Origin of the sequence: Pseudomonas indica NBRC 103045, assembly GCF_002091635.1 — a bacterium.
Taxonomy (GTDB): Bacteria; Pseudomonadota; Gammaproteobacteria; order Pseudomonadales; family Pseudomonadaceae; genus Pseudomonas_M; species Pseudomonas_M indica.
Genome location: NZ_BDAC01000001.1, coordinates 293,508 through 312,389, shown reverse-complemented (window position 1 = coordinate 312,389; position 18,882 = coordinate 293,508). Strand labels below are relative to the sequence as shown.

Annotated in this window: 19 protein-coding genes and 1 other RNA gene; 11 read left to right on the top strand and 9 right to left on the bottom strand. The window is 64.9% G+C overall.

Going from position 1 to position 18,882, the window contains the following annotated elements; genetic code table 11:
* Window positions 1-159: 159 nt before the first annotated feature.
* The 5 genes from PIN01S_RS01350 (at window position 160) to PIN01S_RS01330 (ending at window position 5,427) form a co-directional block, all read left to right on the top strand.
* A complete protein-coding gene (locus PIN01S_RS01350; RefSeq protein WP_084333140.1) occupies window positions 160-867 on the top strand; it encodes a FadR/GntR family transcriptional regulator in 708 nt (235 codons plus the stop codon).
* A 120-nt stretch (window positions 868-987) separates the two neighbouring features.
* Window positions 988-1,314 (top strand): thioredoxin TrxA, encoded by a 327-nt coding sequence (gene trxA / locus PIN01S_RS01345; protein ID WP_084333138.1) that lies wholly within the window; start codon window positions 988-990, stop codon window positions 1,312-1,314.
* A gap of 230 nt (window positions 1,315-1,544) precedes the next feature.
* Window positions 1,545-2,804, top strand: a complete 1,260-nt coding sequence (gene rho, locus PIN01S_RS01340; protein ID WP_084333136.1) for a transcription termination factor Rho — start codon at window positions 1,545-1,547, stop codon at window positions 2,802-2,804.
* Between the two features lie 122 nt (window positions 2,805-2,926).
* Window positions 2,927-4,393 carry a 4-hydroxy-3-polyprenylbenzoate decarboxylase gene (gene ubiD, locus PIN01S_RS01335; protein ID WP_084333134.1) on the top strand — a complete coding sequence of 489 codons (1,467 nt, stop codon included), beginning with the start codon at window positions 2,927-2,929 and terminating at the stop codon, window positions 4,391-4,393.
* 68 nt (window positions 4,394-4,461) lie between these two features.
* Entirely contained in the window at window positions 4,462-5,427 is a 966-nt protein-coding gene (locus PIN01S_RS01330; protein ID WP_084333132.1) for a CDP-6-deoxy-delta-3,4-glucoseen reductase, read from the top strand.
* An 86-nt stretch (window positions 5,428-5,513) separates the two neighbouring features.
* On the opposite strand, the gene PIN01S_RS01325 is transcribed toward PIN01S_RS01330, so the two are convergent.
* Complete coding sequence (locus tag PIN01S_RS01325) at window positions 5,514-6,491, bottom strand: NADPH:quinone oxidoreductase family protein (RefSeq protein ID WP_084333130.1); 978 nt, start codon at window positions 6,489-6,491, stop codon at window positions 5,514-5,516.
* A gap of 158 nt (window positions 6,492-6,649) precedes the next feature.
* Between PIN01S_RS01325 and PIN01S_RS01320 the strand changes: the two genes are divergently transcribed.
* Window positions 6,650-7,060, top strand: coding sequence for a flagellar basal body-associated protein FliL (locus PIN01S_RS01320; RefSeq protein WP_244505922.1), 411 nt, complete (start codon window positions 6,650-6,652; stop codon window positions 7,058-7,060).
* An 11-nt stretch (window positions 7,061-7,071) separates the two neighbouring features.
* On the opposite strand, the gene PIN01S_RS01315 is transcribed toward PIN01S_RS01320, so the two are convergent.
* The 4 genes from PIN01S_RS01315 to PIN01S_RS01300 form a co-directional block, all read right to left on the bottom strand.
* The gene (locus PIN01S_RS01315; RefSeq protein ID WP_084333126.1) at window positions 7,072-8,190 is read right to left on the bottom strand and encodes an ABC transporter permease; all 1,119 of its coding nucleotides are present in this window, start codon (window positions 8,188-8,190) and stop codon (window positions 7,072-7,074) included.
* 1 nt (window position 8,191) lies between these two features.
* Window positions 8,192-10,915, bottom strand: coding sequence for a ribosome-associated ATPase/putative transporter RbbA (gene rbbA / locus PIN01S_RS01310; RefSeq protein WP_084333124.1), 2,724 nt, complete (start codon window positions 10,913-10,915; stop codon window positions 8,192-8,194).
* On the bottom strand, window positions 10,912-11,874 hold the full coding sequence (locus PIN01S_RS01305) for an HlyD family secretion protein (protein ID WP_084333122.1): 963 nt from the start codon (window positions 11,872-11,874) through the stop codon (window positions 10,912-10,914). The genes rbbA and PIN01S_RS01305 overlap by 4 nt, the downstream gene beginning before the upstream one ends.
* Before the next feature lie 96 nt (window positions 11,875-11,970).
* Window positions 11,971-12,420 carry an EVE domain-containing protein gene (locus tag PIN01S_RS01300; protein WP_084333120.1) on the bottom strand — a complete coding sequence of 150 codons (450 nt, stop codon included), beginning with the start codon at window positions 12,418-12,420 and terminating at the stop codon, window positions 11,971-11,973.
* A 195-nt stretch (window positions 12,421-12,615) separates the two neighbouring features.
* Here PIN01S_RS01300 and PIN01S_RS27290 point away from each other — a divergent pair, with 195 nt between their 5' ends.
* Window positions 12,616-12,750 carry a hypothetical protein gene (locus PIN01S_RS27290; RefSeq protein ID WP_256578196.1) on the top strand — a complete coding sequence of 45 codons (135 nt, stop codon included), beginning with the start codon at window positions 12,616-12,618 and terminating at the stop codon, window positions 12,748-12,750.
* Here the strand turns inward: PIN01S_RS27290 and PIN01S_RS01295 are convergent.
* The 4 genes from PIN01S_RS01295 to PIN01S_RS01280 form a co-directional block, all read right to left on the bottom strand.
* Entirely contained in the window at window positions 12,725-13,393 is a 669-nt protein-coding gene (locus tag PIN01S_RS01295; protein WP_084333118.1) for a 5-formyltetrahydrofolate cyclo-ligase, read from the bottom strand. The two genes, PIN01S_RS27290 and PIN01S_RS01295, sit on opposite strands and share 26 nt — an antisense overlap.
* Window positions 13,394-13,478: 85 nt before the next feature.
* A non-coding RNA gene (ssrS, locus tag PIN01S_RS01290) (6S RNA) lies at window positions 13,479-13,657 on the bottom strand.
* A gap of 33 nt (window positions 13,658-13,690) precedes the next feature.
* Window positions 13,691-14,005, bottom strand: coding sequence for a cell division protein ZapA (locus PIN01S_RS01285; RefSeq protein ID WP_084333117.1), 315 nt, complete (start codon window positions 14,003-14,005; stop codon window positions 13,691-13,693).
* Window positions 14,002-14,211: a TIGR02449 family protein gene (locus PIN01S_RS01280; protein WP_084333115.1), complete on the bottom strand. Its 210-nt coding sequence runs from the start codon at window positions 14,209-14,211 to the stop codon at window positions 14,002-14,004. Before PIN01S_RS01280 ends, PIN01S_RS01285 begins: the two co-directional genes overlap by 4 nt.
* Before the next feature lie 152 nt (window positions 14,212-14,363).
* On the opposite strand from PIN01S_RS01280, the gene PIN01S_RS01275 reads away from it, so the two are divergent.
* From PIN01S_RS01275 to PIN01S_RS01260, 4 genes are all read left to right on the top strand, one after another.
* Complete coding sequence (locus PIN01S_RS01275; protein ID WP_084333113.1) at window positions 14,364-14,915, top strand: YecA/YgfB family protein; 552 nt, start codon at window positions 14,364-14,366, stop codon at window positions 14,913-14,915.
* Window positions 14,916-14,932: 17 nt separating this feature from the next.
* Complete coding sequence (gene pepP, locus PIN01S_RS01270) at window positions 14,933-16,267, top strand: Xaa-Pro aminopeptidase (RefSeq protein WP_084333111.1); 1,335 nt, start codon at window positions 14,933-14,935, stop codon at window positions 16,265-16,267.
* Entirely contained in the window at window positions 16,267-17,451 is a 1,185-nt protein-coding gene (gene ubiH / locus PIN01S_RS01265) for a 2-octaprenyl-6-methoxyphenyl hydroxylase (RefSeq protein WP_084333109.1), read from the top strand. Before pepP ends, ubiH begins: the two co-directional genes overlap by 1 nt.
* 86 nt (window positions 17,452-17,537) lie before the next feature.
* Window positions 17,538-18,755: a 2-octaprenyl-3-methyl-6-methoxy-1,4-benzoquinol hydroxylase gene (locus PIN01S_RS01260; protein WP_084333108.1), complete on the top strand. Its 1,218-nt coding sequence runs from the start codon at window positions 17,538-17,540 to the stop codon at window positions 18,753-18,755.
* Window positions 18,756-18,882 lie beyond the last annotated feature (127 nt).

The following is an 18,882-nucleotide window of genomic DNA, read 5'->3' as shown; positions in this document are numbered from 1 at the left end:
GGTCTGAACAGTTGAATGGTCTGTGGCCTGGCCTACCAAGGCGATGCCCGTCTCTGGTGCGTGGTCTCGAGTGGTGCGCCAAAAGGGGGAGTCGCTTGCCCTACCCCCCGTCCTGGCCTTAAAAAGGGCCAGCCCCTGGACTGACTGGCCTGAACAGTGATGCTGCCGACCGCCCCCCGTGCTGTCCCCGCCTACGCGCTGCATGCGATCCGCAAGCTGATCGACGAAGGCGGCTATCGTGCCGGGGATGCACTGCCTTCCCAGCGCGAACTGGCGGAGCGACTGGGCGTCAGCCGGGCTTCGTTGCGTGAGGCATTGTCTTCCCTCAGTGCCTTGGGGGTGATCAGCGTCCAGCCTGGAAAGGGCGTATTCGTTCAAGGGCAGGAGGCGCGCCGCGACGTCTCCGGTGGGTTCACTTGGCCGTTCGCCGAGCGAATATCCGCCGCCGATACTTTCCAGTTGCGCTTCGCCCTGGAGGGCTTCGCCACCGGGCTCGCCGCGTTGGCCCTGACCGCCGACGACCTGGATGCCCTGGAAGACAACGTCGAGGCGATGCGCCTGGAGTTGCGCGGAGGGGATTTCGAAAAGGCGGCGCAACTGGATTTCGCCTTTCACCGGCATATTCTCCAGGCCGGTGGCAATCAGGCGATCCTCGGGATCGTCACCGCCAGTGAAGAGATTTTCCTGGAAAGCCAGAAACTGCCGTTCATTCGCCCGGAGCGGGCAATGGAGACCTGGCAGGAGCACCGCAAAATCCTGCGTGGACTGGCACGGCACGCCGCGGGCACGGCACGCAAGGCTATGGAAGAGCACATCCGCGCTGCGGCGCTACGTACCGGGATCGCATTCGGCACTCCGGGAAACTGAATGGGGTGGGCAGGCTTCTAATCAGACGATAGAAAGGCTCAATCGCCCGACGCTTTCGGTCGCGATCAAGCCGGGCTATGATGGCTTTCACTTTTTGCATCCGAACCACGGAGAATTTCCATGAGCGAATTCATCACCAACGTCAGCGACGCCAGCTTCGAGCAGGACGTGCTCAAGGCCGATGGTCCGGTGCTGGTCGACTACTGGGCTGAGTGGTGTGGCCCGTGCAAGATGATCGCCCCGGTCCTGGACGAAATCGCCAAGGACTATCAAGGCAAGCTGAAGGTCTGCAAGCTGAACATCGACGAGAACCAGGAAACCCCGCCGAAGTACGGCGTGCGCGGCATCCCGACGCTGATGCTGTTCAAGAGCGGCAACGTCGAAGCCACCAAGGTGGGCGCCCTGTCCAAGTCCCAGTTGGCCGCCTTCCTCGACAGCAACATCTGATTGCTGTGCGAAAAAAGCCCCGCCTTTGCGCGGGGTTTTTTCTTTGGCGCGAGACTAGACGCTCCGTTGCTCCGGTGTTACATTCGGGCCTGCAGCGGTTCCTTCCGCCGCCCTCTGCATGCCGTCGCCAACGCACCCTCTTCGAATAAGTACAGCGATCCTGTCGCCATTCCTTGCGGCGCGGCTTCCCAAGCTCAACGCTTTCTTATTCCCTCATACCTTAATCATTTATGAACCTGACCGAACTCAAGCAAAAGCCGATTACCGAACTGCTGGAAATGGCCGAACAGATGGGCCTGGAGAACATGGCCCGTTCGCGCAAGCAGGATGTGATTTTCTCCCTGCTGAAGAAGCACGCGAAAAGCGGCGAGGAAATCTCCGGTGATGGCGTGCTGGAGATTCTCCAGGACGGCTTCGGCTTCCTGCGTTCCGCGGATTCCTCCTACCTGGCAGGCCCGGACGACATCTACGTCTCGCCCAGCCAGATCCGCCGCTTCAACCTGCGTACCGGCGATACCATCGTCGGCAAGATTCGCCCGCCGAAGGAAGGCGAGCGCTACTTCGCGCTGCTCAAGGTCGACACCATCAACTTCGACCGTCCGGAAAACGCGAAGAACAAGATTCTCTTCGAGAACCTCACCCCGCTGTTCCCCAACCAGCGCCTGAAGATGGAAGCCGGCAACGGCTCCACCGAGGATCTCACCGGTCGCGTGATCGACCTCTGCGCGCCGATCGGCAAGGGCCAGCGTGGCTTGATCGTGGCACCGCCGAAGGCCGGCAAGACCATCATGCTGCAGAACATCGCGGCCAACATCACCCGTAACAACCCCGAGTGCCACCTCATCGTCCTGCTGATCGACGAGCGCCCGGAAGAAGTGACCGAGATGCAGCGCACCGTGCGCGGCGAAGTGGTCGCCTCCACCTTCGACGAGCCGCCGACCCGCCACGTGCAGGTCGCCGAAATGGTGATCGAGAAGGCCAAGCGCCTGGTCGAGCACAAGAAGGACGTGGTCATCCTGCTCGACTCCATCACCCGCCTGGCGCGTGCCTACAACACCGTGATCCCCAGCTCCGGCAAGGTGCTGACCGGCGGTGTCGACGCCCATGCCCTGGAGAAGCCCAAGCGTTTCTTCGGCGCCGCGCGCAACATCGAGGAAGGCGGTTCGCTGACCATCCTCGCCACGGCACTGGTGGAAACCGGTTCGAAGATGGACGAAGTTATCTACGAAGAGTTCAAGGGCACCGGCAACATGGAGTTGCCGCTGGACCGCAAGATCGCTGAGAAGCGCGTCTTCCCCGCCATCAACATCAACCGCTCCGGCACCCGTCGCGAAGAGTTGCTGACCGGCGAGGAAGAGCTGCAGCGCATGTGGATTCTGCGCAAGATCCTCCACCCGATGGACGAGATCGCTGCCATCGAATTCCTCCTCGACCGTCTGAAGGACACCAAGACCAACGAGGAATTCTTCCAGTCGATGAAGCGGAAGTAAGTTTTTCGGAACTGTCGAAGGCCGGGTATTCCCGGCCTTTGCATTTCTGCACTGTCCTTCTGAATAACCTCGTTCGGCGCTAAACTTTGCGCCCCGACCTGCACGCCTCGAGAGGCTCAAGCATGCAGTATCGCGATCTGCGCGACTTTATCAGTGCCCTGGAACAGCGCGGCGAATTGAAGCGTGTTGCCGCACCGGTTTCGCCGGTGCTGGAGATGACCGAAATCTGCGACCGGACCCTGCGCAAGCGCGGGCCGGCGCTGCTGTTCGAAAACCCCACGGGTTACACCATTCCGGTGCTCGGCAACCTGTTCGGTACGCCCGAGCGGGTCGCCCTGGGCATGGGCGCGGAGGATGTCGGCGAGCTTCGCGAGATCGGCAAGCTGCTGGCCTTCCTAAAGGAGCCTGAGCCGCCGAAAGGGCTCAAGGACGCCTGGTCCAAGCTGCCGATCTACCGCAAGGTACTGTCGATGGCGCCCAAGGTCCTCAAGGATGCGCTGTGCCAGGAGGTAATCGAGGAGGGCGACGATGTCGACCTGTCGAAGCTGCCGGTGCAGACCTGCTGGCCGGGCGACGTCGGACCGCTGATTACCTGGGGCCTGACCATCACCAAGGGGCCCAACAAGGAGCGGCAGAACCTCGGCATCTACCGTCAGCAGGTGATCGGCCGCAACAAGGTGATCATGCGCTGGCTCAGCCACCGTGGCGGTGCGCTGGATTACCGCGAGTGGTGCCAGAAGCACCCGGACAAGCCTTACCCGGTCTGCGTGGCGCTGGGAGCCGACCCGGCGACCATTCTCGGTGCCGTCACTCCCGTGCCGGACACCCTGTCCGAATATGCCTTTGCCGGCCTGCTGCGCGGCCATCGCACCGAACTGGTCAAGGCGCGTGGCAGCGATTTGCAAGTGCCGGCCAGCGCCGAGATCGTTCTCGAAGGGGTGATCCATCCGGGCGAAATGGCCGACGAAGGGCCTTACGGCGACCATACCGGCTACTACAACGAAGTCGACCGTTTCCCGGTATTTACCGTTGAACGCATCACCCGCCGCCGCGATCCGATCTACCACAGCACCTACACCGGGCGTCCGCCGGACGAGCCGGCGATCCTCGGCGTGGCGCTGAACGAAGTCTTCGTGCCCATCCTGCAGAAGCAATTCCCCGAGATCACCGACTTCTACCTGCCCCCGGAAGGCTGTTCCTACCGCATGGCGGTGGTGACCATGAAGAAGCAGTATCCGGGGCACGCCAAGCGCGTGATGCTGGGTGTCTGGTCGTTTTTGCGACAGTTCATGTACACCAAGTTCGTCATAGTCACCGACGACGACGTCAACGCGCGCGACTGGAACGATGTGATCTGGGCCATCACCACGCGCATGGACCCCAAGCGCGATACGGTGCTGATCGACAACACGCCGATCGACTACCTCGATTTCGCCTCGCCGGTTTCCGGGCTCGGCTCGAAGATGGGCCTGGACGCGACGCATAAATGGCCGGGCGAGACCAACCGGGAGTGGGGGCGGGCTATCGTTCAGGATGAGGCGGTCAAACGCCGCGTCGACGAACTCTGGGCCAGCCTGGATATCGATTGATTCACCCGACAGGCGCCGGTTCGCCGGCGCCCGGCATCGGCCATGAGAGCCGAGCGACGAGAAGAACGATGAAAGTGACCTTGCAACCCTCCGGCGCGGTGCTGGAGGTACGACCCGGCGAGCGCATCCTGGATGCCACCCGGCGCCTTGGCTACGACTGCCCGCAAAGCTGCCGTAACGGCAACTGCCACGTCTGCGCCGCGCTGCTGGTGGAGGGGCGCGTGCGGCAGAACGGCGTGGCGCTGGATCATGGCGAGCTATTCACCTGCATTGCCGAGCCCCTGGAAGACTGTGTGCTGCACTGGGACGGCGTGATGGCGCCCGGCGAGCTGCCGGTGCGCGAGCTGAGCTGCCAGGTGTCCGAATGCCGCAACGTGGGTGGCGACGTGTACCGCGTCTGCCTGCGTACCCCGGCCGGCAAGCCGCCCCGCTACCACGCCGGGCAATACCTGTTGCTACGGCGGGACGACGGTGAGTCGTCGGCATTCTCCCTGGCTTCCTCGCCCTTGTCCGGCCGCGAACTGGAGTTGCACATCCTGGCCCGCGAACCCAGCGCGATCCGCTTGATCGAGCAGTTGCGCCGCGACGGCATGGCACGCGTCCAGCTGCCGTTCGGCGACACCCACCTTGCCGAACTGCCGGACGGCCCGCTGGTGCTGATCGCCGCCGGGACCGGCATGGCGCAGATGCACAGCCTGATCGAATACTGCCGCGCCGCCGGCTTCGCCCACCCGGTGCATCTGTACTGGGGCGTGCGTCGGCCCGAGGATTTCTACCAGTTGTCGCACTGGGACGAGTGGCGGAGCCTGCCCAATCTGCACTTGCACAAGGTGGTCAGCGATGCCTGCGGCTGGGACGGGCGCTGCGGAATGCTGCACGAGGCGGTGCGCGAGGACTTCAAGGACCTCAAGCCCTTGCACGTCTACGCCAGCGGCTCGCCGGCAATGGTCTACGCGACGCTGGACGCCCTGGTGGAAGCCGGAATGGACGCCCACCAGATGCGGGCCGACGTGTTTGCTTATGCACCTCGGTAAGCCTCAAGCTATAAGCCTCAAGCGACAAGTCAAAGCGGGTGTTTGACGACAGAGTGAGGTCGGTCCTCACTCTGTGCCCGCTTGCTTCAACGTATTTTGACGACGACCTTGCCCACGGCCTTGCGCTGGCCCAGGGCATTGATGGCGTCGGCCGCCCGTTCCAGCGGGAAGGTCTGGGACACCAGCGGCTTCAACTTGCCTTCGGCATGCCAGGCGAATAGCTGCTGGAAGTTGGCCAGGTTGTCCTGCGGCTGGCGCTGGGCGAACGAGCCCCAGAATACGCCGACCACCGCGGCACCCTTGAGCAATGCCAGGTTCACCGGCAGTTCGGGGATGCGCCCGCTGGCGAAGCCGACCACCAGCAGGCGGCCGTTCCAGGCGATGCTGCGGATGGCCTCGTCGAACAGGTCGCCGCCCACCGGATCGTAGATCACATCGGCGCCCTGGCCGCCGGTGAGCTTCTTCACTTCTTCCTTGAGGCTGCTCGCCGAGTAGTCGATCAACTCGTCCGCGCCGGCCCGCTTGGCGACTTCCAGTTTTTCCGCGCTGCTGGCGGCAGCGATCACCCGGGCGCCCATGGCCTTGCCGATCTCTACCGCGGCCAGCCCGACGCCACCGGAAGCGCCGAGCACCAACAGGGTTTCGCCCGGTTGCAGGTTGGCGCGCTGCTTGAGTGCGTGCATGGAGGTGCCATAGGTCATGCCGAAGGCCGCTGCGGTCTCGAAGTCCATCCCGGCGGGGATCGGCATCACGTTGTAGCCGGGCACGGCCACCTGTTCGGCGAAGCTGCCCCAGCCGGTCAAGGCCATCACCCGGTCGCCGGGCTTGACGTGTTGGACCTTCTCGCCGACCGCCGCGACCACGCCGGCCGCCTCGCCGCCGGGGGAGAAGGGGAAGGGCGGCTTGAACTGGTATTTGCCCTCGATGATCAGCGTATCCGGGAAGTTGACCCCGGCGGCGTATACCTCCAGGAGGATTTCGTTCTTCTTCGGTTCGGGGCTGGAGATGTCTTCCAGCACCAGGCTTTCGGCGGGGCCGAAGGCTTTGCACAGCACGGCTTTCATGGGCGGTTCCTTTGTTTTGTTATGACCCGGCAGTGTAGGTGGGCGAGGGGTGGGGTCAACGAGCATGGCCCCGCCTGATGAACCTGCATAAGCTCCGGGCTTGGGTGCCGGCGTCGCACTGGGTATGCTTGGCCACACGCCATCGAGGAATCGTTTACGTGAAAAGCCTGATCGCCCTGCTGTTCGCTCTGTCGCTGCCTTTTGCGGCCCTGGCCGAGGAAAAGGCCGAAGAGAATGGAGAGAATGCGCCGCAAGTCTCCTACGTCAGCCTGTCGCCGGCGCTGGTGGGCAACTATGGCTCGGGGCCCCGGTTGAAATACTTCAAGGCGGACGTCTCGCTGCGCGTCTCCAGCACCGAAGCGGCGGCCAGGGTCGAGCATCACGAACCACTGATCCGCAACCAACTGGTGATGCTGTTTTCCCAGCAGACCGATGAAACCCTGGGCAGCGTCGAGGCCAAGGAAAAGCTGCGCCAGGAAGCGCTGAAGCAGGTCCAGCAAGTGCTGGAGCAGGAGGAAGGCAAGCCGTTGGTGGATGACCTGCTGTTCAACAACCTGATCATCCAGTAAACCCGGACTGCTCAGGCCGCCAGGCTCCTGCGGAAACGCGCCAGGGCCACGAAGAAGAACGCCAGTCCGATCGCCGTCAGCGCGGCGAGATTCATCCACACCACGCTCGGTCCCGCATCGCGGAAGAGGATCGCCGTGGACAGGCTGACGTAGTGAGTCGACGGCGAGCCGTGCATGACCCACTGCAACCACTGCGGCATGCTTTCCATCGGCGTGCTGCCGCCGGACAGCAGCAGCATGGGGATGATTACCGGGATGGACAGCAGGCCGAACTGCGGGATCGAACGCGCCAGCGTGGCGAGGAAGATGCCCAGCGCCGTGCAGGCGAACAGATAGAGCGCCGTGACTGCCAGGAACAGCGTGATCGATCCGGCCAGGGGCACGCCCAGTGCCTTCTTCACTACCAGTTCCAGCGACAGCCAAGTGCAGAACACCACCACCAGGGCGTTGCTGCCGATCTTCGCCAGCATGATTTCCAGCGCGGTCAAGGGCAGCACCAGCAGGTGATCGAGGGTGCCGTGCTCTCGCTCGCGCAGCAACGCCGTCCCGGTGAGCAGCACGGCGAGAATGGTGATGTTGTTGACGATCTGGATGATCGCCAGGAACCAGCCGCTCTCCAGGTTGGCGTTGAACAGCGCGCGGCTGGTCAAGGCCACGGGCTGCTGGCTGGCGGCCTGACCGCGGCTCCCGTAAGCGGCCAGCTCGCGCTGGAAGATCCGGCCGATGTAGCCGGCACCCATGAACGCCTGGCTCATGGCGGTGGCATCCACGTTGATCTGGATCGCCGGTTCGCGCCCGGCCAGCAGATCGGCCTGGAAACCGGCCGGGATGTCGATGACGAAGGTGTGTTCGCCGTCGTCTAGGGTCTGGTCGATCCGCTCGTAGGCGATTGGAACGGGTGGCTGGAACTCCGGTGGTTGCAGGGCTTCCGCCAGTCGCCGGGAAACCTGGCTGTGGTCTTCATCGACGATGGCGACGCTGGCGTTGTGCACACCGATCACTGAGCCGGAGGCAGGCATGTAGATGGCCACACTGAAGGCATACACCATGAACAACAGCAGCACGCTGTCGTGGCGCAGGCTGGTGAGTTCTTTCAGGCCGAGGCGAAAAATGTGGGCGAGCTTCTCCATCTCAGGCCTCCTGCTTCTTCAGCAGGAGCACGCCTGCGCTGGTGAAGATCAGGAAGGTGGCGCCCAGGGCCAGGCATTGCGGCCATAGCTCCCGCAGGCCGAGGGCCTTGGTGAAGGTGCCGACGGCGATGTCGAGGAAGTAGCCGGCCGGGAACAGTTGGCCCATGAGGGCGGCGCCGCCGTCCAGCGATGCGCGCGGAACGATCAAGCCGGAGAACTGGATGGTCGGCAGGGTGCTGACGATCATGGTGCCGAGGATCGCGGCGATCTGCGTGCGGGTGAAGGCGGAAATCAGCAGGCCCAGGGCGGTGGTGGCGAACACATAGAGCAGCCCGCCCACGGCGAGTGCCAGTGCGCTGCCCTTGAAGGGGACGCCGAACAGCCAGCGGTTGATCGCCACCAGCATGGCCAGGTTGAGCAGGCTCACCGCGATGTAGGGGAGTTGCTTGCCGATGAGGAATTCCAGGCGGGTCAGCGGCGTGGTGTAGAAGTTGGTGATCGACCCCAGTTCCTTCTCGCGGACCACGCCGAGCGCCGTCAGCATTGCCGGGATGAATACCAGGATCAGCGCCATCACGCCCGGACCGATGGCGTTCACGCTGACCACGTCCTGGTTGTAGCGGAAGCGCGTTTCCAGCTTGGCGAGGGGCGACGCGGCAGAGGCATTGGCGCTTTCGGCGACCATGCGCTGGAGGTTTTCCTGATGCACCGCTTCGACGTAGTTGCGGCTGGTTTCGGCGCGGAACGGCATGCCGCCCTCGAGCCAGGCGCCGATTTCCGGCTGCCGGCCGGCATACAGGTCGCGGCCGAAGCCCGGGGGGATTTCCAGGGCCAGCTTGATCTCCGAGCGTTGCAGGCGCCGGTGCAGTTCGGCGTTGCTGCGGATCGGCGCGTGTTCCTCGAAGTAGCGGGAGCCGCGGAACGCTTCCAGGTAGGCGCGGCTCTGCGGCGACTGGTCCTGATCAAAGGCGGCGAAGGCAAGGTTCTCTACGTCCAGGGAGATGCCGTAGCCGAAGATCACCATCATCAGCAACGCGCCGAACAGGGCGAAGGCCAGACGTACCCGGTCCCGCGCCAGCTCCATGCTCTCGCGGCGCGCCACGGCGCGCAGGCGGCGCAGGCTGAAACCGTGGCGCACCTGGGCAGCGGTGGGCGTGGTGGTCGGCAATTCGGTGCGGGCGGGCGGTTCCGGTTCCTGGCTCTGCTGGGCCTGCTCCAGGCAGCGCACGAAGGCAGCCTCCAGGGAATCCCCCTGGAACTGCCGTTGCAGTGCCGCCGGCGTATCGCAGGCGAGCACGCGGCCGGCGTGCATCAGCGAGATGCGGTCGCAGCGCTCGGCTTCGTTCATGAAATGGGTGGAGAGGAAGATCGTCACACCCTGGTCACGGGACAACTCCACCAACAGCCGCCAGAAGTCGTCGCGGGCCGCTGGGTCGACGCCGGAGGTGGGCTCGTCGAGGATCAATACTTCCGGGCCATGGATCACGGCTACCGCGAGGGACAGCCTCTGGCGCAGCCCGAGCGGCAGTTCGCCGGCCCGCTCCGTGGCGTGTTCGGCCAGGCCGAAGCGCTCGATCAATCGCTGACAGCGGGCGCGTCCTTCGGTGGCCGGGAGATCGAACAGCCGGGCATGCAATTCGAGGTTCTGCCGGACGCTCAGCTCCCCGTACAGGGAAAAGCTCTGCGACATGAAGCCGACCCGCTTGCGCGTCGCCAGGTCCTTGGCGTCCACCGGTCGGCCGAGCAAGCTGGCTTCGCCTTCGCTGGCCGGCAACAGTCCGGTGAGCACCTTCATGGTGGTGGTCTTGCCGCAGCCGTTGGAGCCAAGGAAGCCGAAGATTTCGCCGCGCCGGATGGCGAAGCTGACCTTGTCCACCGCCGTGAAATCGCCGAATCGCAGGGTCAGGTCGCGGGCTTCGATGGCGATCTCGCCGGCATCCGTCGCCAGCGGCGGGATGTACAGGGGCTCGCTGTGCTTCGCCTGCTCGCCCTGGAAATGGGTGAAGGCATCGTCCAGGCGGCCGCTGCTCGTGACCGCCGCCAGTTCGGCGGTGTTCCCGGCGGCGATCAGCCGGCCACGGTCGAGCATCAGGCAGCGCTCGAACTGCTCGGCCTCTTCCATGTAGGCGGTGGCCACCAGCAGCGTCAGTTGCGGGCGCTCTCTGCGCACCCGTTCGACCAGTTCCCAGAAGCGTCGCCGGGACAGCGGGTCGACCCCGGTGGTCGGTTCGTCGAGGATCAGCAGGTCCGGCTCGTGGATCAGCGCGCAGCAGAGGCCGAGCTTCTGTTTCATCCCGCCGGAAAGCTTGCCCGCCGGCCGGTCGGCGAAGCGCGCCAGATCGGTAGCAGCCAGCAGGCTTGCCATGCGCGACTCGCGTTCGCTGCGACTCAGGCCGAACAAGGTGGCAAAGAAGTGGATGTTTTCGCGGATCGACAGATCGGGATACAGGTTATGCCCCAGTCCCTGGGGCATGAAGGCGATGCGCGGATACAGGCTGGCGCGGTGGCGGCGTTGTGTGATCGGCCCGCCGAGCACTTCGAGTTGACCGCGCTGCAGGCGTTTCACACCGGCGATCAGGCCGAGCAGGCTGGACTTGCCGGAGCCATCCGGGCCGATCAGGCCACAGCGGGTCCCCGCGGGCAGGCTGAAGGCGACATCCTCCAATGCCTGCTGCGCGCCATAGTGGTGGCTCAGGCCCTCGGCCCGGAGCGCCGGTGCATTCATTGCAGGGTGGCCGGCCAGGCGATGTCGGTGGCGCTGCGTACATAGCCGGCGCCTGGCATGCCGGGCTTGGCCTGGGGTACCGCGTCGGGTTCGGTGAGGCGCAGCTTGACCCGGAACACCAGCTTCTGGCGTTCGTCGCGGGTTTCCACTTCCTTGGGTGTGAATTGCGATTTGGCGGCGACAAAGCTGATCCGTGCCGGCAACGGCTGCTCGGGCAGGGCATCGAGCAGGATGCGCGCTTCGTCGCCGACGGTCAGTCGGCCCGCCAGGGCGGCCGGCAGGTAAAGGTTCATGTACTGGTCGCCGAGATCGATGAGCAATAGGACGCGCCCGCCCGCACCGAGCACTTCGCCGGGCTCGGCCAGGCGCAACTGGACGAGGCCGTCGAGCGGTGCGCGCAGGCTGGCGTCGTCGATCTCGCTGATGAGCTGGGCGACCTGCGCTTCGGCTGCACCGATCGCGGCGCGGGCGGCGGACACCTGGGCGCGGGCCGCGTCGAGGGCGGCGTTGGCGGTATCGAAGCGGGCCTGTTGCTGGTCGAGTTGCTGGCGGCTGGTATGGCCGCGCTGGAACAGTTCGCGGAAACGCCGCAAGTCCTGGTCGGCCAAGCGCAGCTCGCTGTTGCGCAGGGCCACGTTGGCTTCGCTGGCGGTCAGGTTTTCACGGGCGCGCAGCACTTCGGCTTCCGCCTGGGCGCGCTGGGCTTCGAGGGTGCGGGTGTCGAGACGGGCGAGGAGCTGGCCTTTTCGCACACGGTCGCCTTCATCCACCAGCACCTCGGCGAGGCGTCCCGGCTGCTTGCTGGCGACCTGCACCTCGGTGGCTTCGAGGCGACCGTTGCCCATGGCCAGGCCGGCAGGCAGGCGATCAGTGAGGGATTTCCAGTAGCCGAAGACGCCGGCAGCGAGCAGCGCCAGCAGCAGCGGAATGACGAACAGGCGGGAGGGGCGATGTGTCATGGATGCGTCCTGCGATGCGGTAATACGAGTCTGCCGCGTGGCGCACCTGCGCATGTTGACGAGGGTCAACCGCAGGCACACCGTCCTTTTCCAGCGTCAGCGCAAGGCCAGTATGGCTTGCCACTGCTCCGGTGTGACCGGCATGACCGAGAGCCGGTTGCCTTTCTTCACCAGTGCGAGGTCCTGGAGGGCCGCTTGGTCCCGTAGCCGGGCCAGCGGCAGGACCGCCGGGAAGGCTTCGACGAATTCCACGTCGAGGGCGCTCCAGGGGTTCTTTTCCGGGCTGGTCTTGGCATCGAAATATGGGCTCTGCGGATCGAGGGCGGTGGGATCGGGGTAGGCCGGCCCCGCTATTCGGGCAATCCCGGCGATGCCTGGCTCGGGGCAACTGGAGTGATAGAAGAAGAACGAGTCGCCCGGCGCCATCGCGCGCAGGAAGTTTCGCGCCTGGTAGTTGCGAACGCCGTCCCAGCGTGCCCGGCCGAGGCGCTGGAGGTCGTGGATCGACAGTTCGTCGGGTTCGGATTTCATCAGCCAGTAAGGCATGAAGTTTGCTCCTTGGAGACGGTCCCTGTCGGGACGGCAGTGTATGTCCGGCCGACAGTCGGTTCGTGCAACAAATTGCACCCACCGACGGGTTCGCGGAAAATGCCGCGGTTTTAGCGTGACGCCGGCGTACGACCTATAAGAAAAATCGCTGTCGGTCATCGTGCAAGTTTGCCTTGAAGGGGGAGGCAATCGATGAAACGCAAGCCAGATCTGTTGTGGGTACTCGTTATTCTGTTCGGCCTGGGAGTGGTGACCACGGGTTACACCCAGAGCCTGTGGGAACGTCAGAGCGACATGCCGGTCATCCAGGCACAGCCGCAGCCCTGACGTCCACCGAAGTGCGCCGCAGGGACGCGGTGCGATCCTCGTCTCCGGGATACCAGCCGGTGTCCGTCACTGTCGCCTGCAAAGGCACATCCCAACTCGCCAACGTCAGTCGATCGACTTTCTGACACTCATGGGCAAGCCCCAACAGTGTCGGTTTGTGCCAATTTTTGCGCATTGCCAGATAAGCAAGGCTGCGGTCGTAGAAACCACCGCCCATACCCAGGCGTCCGCCCTGTTCGTCGAATCCCACTAGCGGCATCAGAATCAGGTCCAGTGTCCATGCCTTACGTTGGTGGGCAGGATCGAGACGCGGTTCCGGGATGCGAAAACGGTTGGGCCGCAATTTATCCCCGGGGCGGACGCGCTGGAAGGTCATGCGGGTGCTCGGCCAGGGCTTCAGGACCGGCAGGTAAGTGGCCTTGCCGCGCCGCTGGGCTTCGATGAGCAGGGGGCGTGGGTCGATCTCGCTGTCGTTGGGCAGGTACAACGCGATGTGCCGGGCGCGGCGGAACAGCGGATGTTGCGCCAGTTGCCGGTAGAGGGCCTGGGCGGCCTGGCGCTGTTGCAGGGGCGTCAGCGCGCGGCGTGCCTGGCGCAGCAGGCGGCGCAGTTGCGGACGGCTGAGCGAGCCGGCGGCGATCATATCGTCACCGTGGCGGCGAAAAGGCGAGGGCGTAAACGAAAAGGCTCGAAGCCGGCCTCGGGGCCAGGCTGCGAGCCAGGAATCTGGACCCCCCGAAGTGCCGCTGTCGGGTTAGCCCTTGAACCCGAAAGTTCAAGGTGGAGGTTGCAGGAGGCGTTAAGGCTTTCCGTCAGGCGGACATGCACACCGGCCCCAACTTGCAACCCCCGTGGTTGTGCGTATCGGCTCAGGGACATCACCGACTGGCGCACACACCAGGGAGCGGGAGGGATTATACCGCAATCCATCGCGAGGCAATCAGCTTTGGCCATCGTCCGGATCGGCGGCGAGCGCATGGTCGACTCTTTCCAACAGGTGACGCACCTGGTCGCGGGTCGAGTCGACCTGCTGATCCAGGCGCTGCTGCTTGTGCAGCAGGTCGTGGGTGATATTGAGCGCGGCCATCACGGCAACGCGGTCGGCGCCGATGACTTTGCCGCTGGAGCGGATTTCCCGCATCTTGCCGTCCAGGTAGCGTGCGGCGCTTTCCAGGTTGGCGCGTTCCTCGGGCGGACAGGCGATGCAGTATTCCTTGTCGAGGATATGCACGGTGACGGTGTTCGGCTGGTTCATGTGTCCTGCTCCAGGGCTTTCAGGCGCGAAATCATCGCTTCGACCTTCAGCCGGGCCATTTCGTTCTTTTCGATCAGATGGGCGCGCTCCTCGCGCCAGGCCCTTTCAGTCGCCAGCAGGAGTCTGTTCTGGGCCTTCAACTGCTCGACGCGCTGGATCAGGAGTTCCAGCTTCGCCGCAAGGGCGTGCAGATCGGCGTCTTCCATGGGCTCTCTTCGGCGATGAAATGACTGGACTATATAGGATCGGCCCCGGACGGGGTCAAACACGGGCGGGTTCGATGGTCTTGGCGCGTCGCCCGATGCTAGGATACGTGGCCTTCATTCTATTCATTGCGCCTTCCGCCGCCTAGTTGCCCATGCCTACTTCGAACCCGTATTCCGCTTTTGCCGCATTGCTTTCCGGTTGTGCGAATCCCGTTTCTCCCGCCGAACTGCACGGCCTGCTGCTGGGTCGTAGTTGTGCCGGCAGCGGATTCGAAGTCGAGCCCTGGCTGGCGGATGCCGCCGACCTGCTGGGCAGCGAGCCGCAGGACTCTGTCCGCCAGGCGCTGATCGGCCTGCAGGAGATGGTCAAGGGCGAGTTGTCCGGCGACGACATGACCGTTGTCCTGCTGCTGCCCGGCGACGACGCGCCGCTGACCGAACGTGCGGCAGCGCTCGGACAGTGGTGCCAGGGTTTCCTCGCCGGCTTCGGGCTGACCGCCCGCGACGGCGCATTGTCGTCCGAGGCGATGGAAGTGCTGCAGGACCTGTCTGCCATCGCCCAGGTGCAAAGCGCCTTGGAAGAGTCCGAAGACGGCGAGAGCGACTACATGGAGGTCATGGAGTACCTGCGCGTCGCGCCGCTGCTGCTGTTCACCGAATGCGCCAAGCCGGCCGCCCCGGCGCCCAAGCCATCCCTGCACTGAGTGGACCGAACCCGCCTATGATCAGCATCCCGAAGTCGGAATACGCCCGTCGACGCAAAGCGTTGATGGCGCAGATGGAACCCAACAGCATCGCCATCCTGCCGGCGGCGCCTGTCTATATCCGCAACCGTGATGTCGAGCATGTCTATCGCCAGGACAGCGATTTCCAGTACCTGAGCGGCTTTCCCGAGCCGGAGGCGGTGATCGCGCTGATTCCCGGTCGCGAGCATGGCGAGTACGTATTGTTCTGCCGCGAGCGCGATCCCGAGCGTGAACTCTGGGATGGCCTGCGCGCTGGCCAGGAAGGGGCGATCCGTGACTACGGCGCCGACGATGCCTTCCCCATCGGCGATATCGACGACATCCTGCCAGGCCTGATCGAAGGGCGTGAGCGGGTCTATTACGCCATGGGCAGCAACCCCGAATTCGACCGCCACCTGATGGAATGGATCAACGTGATCCGCTCCAAGGCCCGCCAGGGGGCGCAGCCGCCGAACGAGTTCGTCGCGCTCGACCATCTGCTGCACGACATGCGTCTGTACAAGTCGGCCGCCGAGGTGAAGGTGATGCGCGAGGCGGCGGCCATCTCGGCACGCGCCCACGTGCGGGCCATGCAGGTTAGCAGGCCCGGTCTCTACGAATTCCACTTGGAAGCCGAGCTGGATTACGAGTTCCGCAAGGGCGGCGCGAAGATGCCGGCCTACGGTTCCATCGTCGCCGCTGGCAGGAATGCCTGCATCCTGCACTACCGCGAGAACGACGCGCCGCTCAAGGATGGCGACCTGGTGCTGATCGACGCCGGTTGCGAGATCGACTGCTACGCCAGTGATATCACCCGCACCTTTCCGGTCAACGGCCGTTTCAGTCCCGAGCAGAAAGCCATTTACGAACTGGTGCTGAAATCCCAGGAAGCGGCGTTCCCCCAAATTGCCCCCGGCAAGCATTGGAACGAAGCCCACGAAGCCACCGTGCGGGTCATCACCGAAGGTCTGGTCGAGCTGGGACTGCTGGAGGGCGAGGTCGACGAGCTGATCGCCAGCGAGGCCTACAAGGCGTTCTACATGCACCGTGCCGGGCACTGGCTGGGCATGGATGTGCACGACGTCGGCGACTACAAGGTCGGCGGCGAATGGCGCGTGCTCGAACCGGGCATGGCGATGACCGTGGAGCCGGGTATTTATATCTCCCCCGACAACGAGAAAGTCGCCAAGAAATGGCGCGGCATCGGGGTGCGCATCGAGGATGACGTGGTGGTGACCAAGACCGGCTGCGAGATTCTCACCGGCGGCGTGCCGAAGACGGTGGCCGAGATCGAGGCCCTGATGGCGGCGGCTCGGGCCGAGGCGGCCTGATGCAGCCCGTACAACTGGCGATTATCGGCGGGGGGCTGGTCGGCGCCAGCCTCGCGCTGGCACTACAGGAAGGCGCGCGGGCGCGCGGCTGGCGGATTCTGCTGATCGAGCCGTTCGCGCCGGGCGACAGCTATCAGCCCAGCTACGACGCGCGCTCTTCGGCGCTGTCTTTCGGCACTCGCCGCATCTACGAACGGCTGGGACTCTGGCAGGCCATCGCCCGACGTGCCGAGCCGATCCTGCAGATCCATGTTTCCGACCGTGGCCGCTTCGGCGCGGCGCGCCTGCAAGCCTTGGAAGAGGGTGTTCCGGCGCTGGGTTACGTGGTCGAGAACGCCTGGCTCGGGCAGTGCCTCTGGCAGGCGCTTGACCGCGACGTGGTGAGCTGGCGCTGTCCCGCCCAGGTCACCCGGATGGAGGCACAGGACGGCGGTTATCGGCTGACCCTCGACGACGATTCCCAGGTCGATTGCGAACTGGCGGTGCTGGCCGATGGCGGCCGCTCCGGCCTGCGCGAGCAACTGGGCATCGGCATCAGCCAGCGGCCGTACCGGCAGAGCGCGCTGATCGCCAACGTCACCCCCAGCGAGGCACATCGTGGGCAGGCTTTCGAGCGTTTCACCGATGAAGGCCCCATGGCGCTGCTGCCGTTGCCGGAGAATCGCTGCGCCCTGGTCTGGACCCGTCCCGCATCCGATGCCGGCCGCTTGATGGGGCTGAGCGACGCGGCCTTCCTCGCCGAATTGCAGCAGGGGTTCGGTTATCGCCTCGGTGCCTTCCGCCAGGTCGGCGTGCGCCATCTCTACCCGCTGTCGCTGATCGAAGCCCAGGAGCAAGTGCGCCCGCATCTGGTGGTGCTGGGCAATGCCGCACACAGCCTGCACCCGATTGCCGGGCAGGGCTACAACCTGTCCCTGCGCGACACCCTGGCGCTGGCCGAAACGCTCCTGCAGAGCCAGAAACCGCTCGGCGACTTCGCCACCCTGCAGCAGTACCGGGACAGCCAGCAATTGGATCAGGAACTCACGGTCGGCTTCTCCGACCGCGTGACCCGTCTGTTCTCCAACGGCGAGCCCCTTCTCGCCGCCGGGCGCAATCTCGGCCTGCTCGGTCTCGACCTGCTGCCGCCGGCCAAGCGCTGGTTCGCCCGCCAGGCCATGGGGCTGGGAACGCGCATCGATTGAAACGGGCGGAAGCGGGCACGCGGGTGCCGAACACTCTCTATGTGCGGTTGCAGCGGCGGGCCGGGCAGGCCGCGTAAGGAATGAACATGCAAGCGGATCTGATCATCGTCGGCGCCGGTATGGTCGGCAGCGCCCTAGCCCTCGCCCTGGAACACAGTGGCCTGGACATCCTTCTGCTGGATGGCGGACCGCTGAGCGTCAAGGCCTTCGACCGGCAGGCGGCATTCGAGCCACGGGTCAGTGCCCTGTCGGCCGCCAGCCAGCGGATTCTCGAACGCCTCGGCGCCTGGCAGGGCATGGCCACCCGGCGCGTCAGCCCGTATGGCGAAATGCAGGTCTGGGATGGTTCCGGCACCGGGAGCATCCATTTTTCCGCTGCCAGCGTGCACGCCGAGGTGCTGGGCCATATCGTCGAGAACCGGGTGGTACAGGATGCGTTGCTGGATCGTCTGCACGACAGCGGCATCGGCCTGCTGCCCAACGCCCGCCTCGAACAGTTGCGCCGCTCCGGCGACGACTGGCTGCTGACCCTGGCCGACGGCCGCCAGTTGCGCACGCCACTGCTGATCGCCGCCGACGGCGCCAATTCCGCCGTGCGCCGGCTTGCCGGCTGCACGACCCGCGAATGGGATTACCTGCACCACGCCATCGTCACCAGTGTGCGTTGCGAGCACCCGCACCAGCGTACTGCCTGGCAGCGCTTCACCGACGATGGTCCGCTGGCCTTCCTGCCGCTGATGCAGGGCGAGGACGAGCACTGGTGCTCGATCGTCTGGTCGGCCACCCCCGACGAGGCCGGCCGCCTGATGGGGCTGGACGAGGCGGCGTTCTGCCGTGAACTGGGCAAGGCGTTCGAATGGCGGCTGGGCGAGGTGTGGCACGCCGACCCGCGCCTGTGCATCCCGCTGCGCCAGCGGCATGCCAAGCGCTATGTCGAACCCGGACTGGCGTTGATCGGCGATGCCGCCCACACCATCCATCCCCTGGCCGGCCAGGGCGTCAACCTGGGTTTCCTCGACGTGGCGGTGCTGGCCGAAGTCCTGCTGCACGCGCTGGAGCGCGGTGAGCGTTTGGCCGATACGCGGGTCTTGAGCCGGTTCGAACGGCGCCGTATGCCGCACAACCTGGCGATGATGGCGGCAATGGAAGGGTTCGAGCGACTGTTCCAGGCCGATCCCCTGCCGGTGCGCTGGGCGCGCAACGCCGGGCTCAACTGGGTTGACGGCTTGCCCGAGGCCAAGGCCCTGTTCGTGCGCCAGGCGCTCGGCCTGTCGGGCGACCTGCCGGAGCTGGCGCGCGCCTGAGCACTGCCGCACGGACAGCGCGATCATCCGAACCATTGCCCTGAAGCAATACTTGGTTGCACTTGCGACTTATCATCGGTTGAGAGGCTAAATGCCATTCACTATCATTCAGTCCGATAATAACGAA

Excerpts from the sequence above, each read along its gene's own strand:
- PIN01S_RS01350 (WP_084333140.1), top strand. The coding sequence starts at position 160 with ATGCTGCCGACCGCCCCCCGTGCTGTCCCCGCCTACGCGCTGCATGCG.
- trxA (WP_084333138.1), top strand. The coding sequence starts at position 988 with ATGAGCGAATTCATCACCAACGTCAGCGACGCCAGCTTCGAGCAGGAC.
- rho (WP_084333136.1), top strand. The coding sequence starts at position 1,545 with ATGAACCTGACCGAACTCAAGCAAAAGCCGATTACCGAACTGCTGGAA.
- ubiD (WP_084333134.1), top strand. The coding sequence starts at position 2,927 with ATGCAGTATCGCGATCTGCGCGACTTTATCAGTGCCCTGGAACAGCGC.
- PIN01S_RS01330 (WP_084333132.1), top strand. The coding sequence starts at position 4,462 with ATGAAAGTGACCTTGCAACCCTCCGGCGCGGTGCTGGAGGTACGACCC.
- PIN01S_RS01325 (WP_084333130.1), bottom strand. The coding sequence starts at position 6,491 with ATGAAAGCCGTGCTGTGCAAAGCCTTCGGCCCCGCCGAAAGCCTGGTG.
- PIN01S_RS01315 (WP_084333126.1), bottom strand. The coding sequence starts at position 8,190 with ATGGAGAAGCTCGCCCACATTTTTCGCCTCGGCCTGAAAGAACTCACC.
- rbbA (WP_084333124.1), bottom strand. The coding sequence starts at position 10,915 with ATGAATGCACCGGCGCTCCGGGCCGAGGGCCTGAGCCACCACTATGGC.
- PIN01S_RS01305 (WP_084333122.1), bottom strand. The coding sequence starts at position 11,874 with ATGACACATCGCCCCTCCCGCCTGTTCGTCATTCCGCTGCTGCTGGCG.
- PIN01S_RS01300 (WP_084333120.1), bottom strand. The coding sequence starts at position 12,420 with ATGCCTTACTGGCTGATGAAATCCGAACCCGACGAACTGTCGATCCAC.
- PIN01S_RS27290 (WP_256578196.1), top strand. The coding sequence starts at position 12,616 with ATGAAACGCAAGCCAGATCTGTTGTGGGTACTCGTTATTCTGTTCGGC.
- PIN01S_RS01295 (WP_084333118.1), bottom strand. The coding sequence starts at position 13,393 with ATGATCGCCGCCGGCTCGCTCAGCCGTCCGCAACTGCGCCGCCTGCTG.
- PIN01S_RS01285 (WP_084333117.1), bottom strand. The coding sequence starts at position 14,005 with ATGAACCAGCCGAACACCGTCACCGTGCATATCCTCGACAAGGAATAC.
- PIN01S_RS01280 (WP_084333115.1), bottom strand. The coding sequence starts at position 14,211 with ATGGAAGACGCCGATCTGCACGCCCTTGCGGCGAAGCTGGAACTCCTG.
- PIN01S_RS01275 (WP_084333113.1), top strand. The coding sequence starts at position 14,364 with ATGCCTACTTCGAACCCGTATTCCGCTTTTGCCGCATTGCTTTCCGGT.
- pepP (WP_084333111.1), top strand. The coding sequence starts at position 14,933 with ATGATCAGCATCCCGAAGTCGGAATACGCCCGTCGACGCAAAGCGTTG.
- ubiH (WP_084333109.1), top strand. The coding sequence starts at position 16,267 with ATGCAGCCCGTACAACTGGCGATTATCGGCGGGGGGCTGGTCGGCGCC.
- PIN01S_RS01260 (WP_084333108.1), top strand. The coding sequence starts at position 17,538 with ATGCAAGCGGATCTGATCATCGTCGGCGCCGGTATGGTCGGCAGCGCC.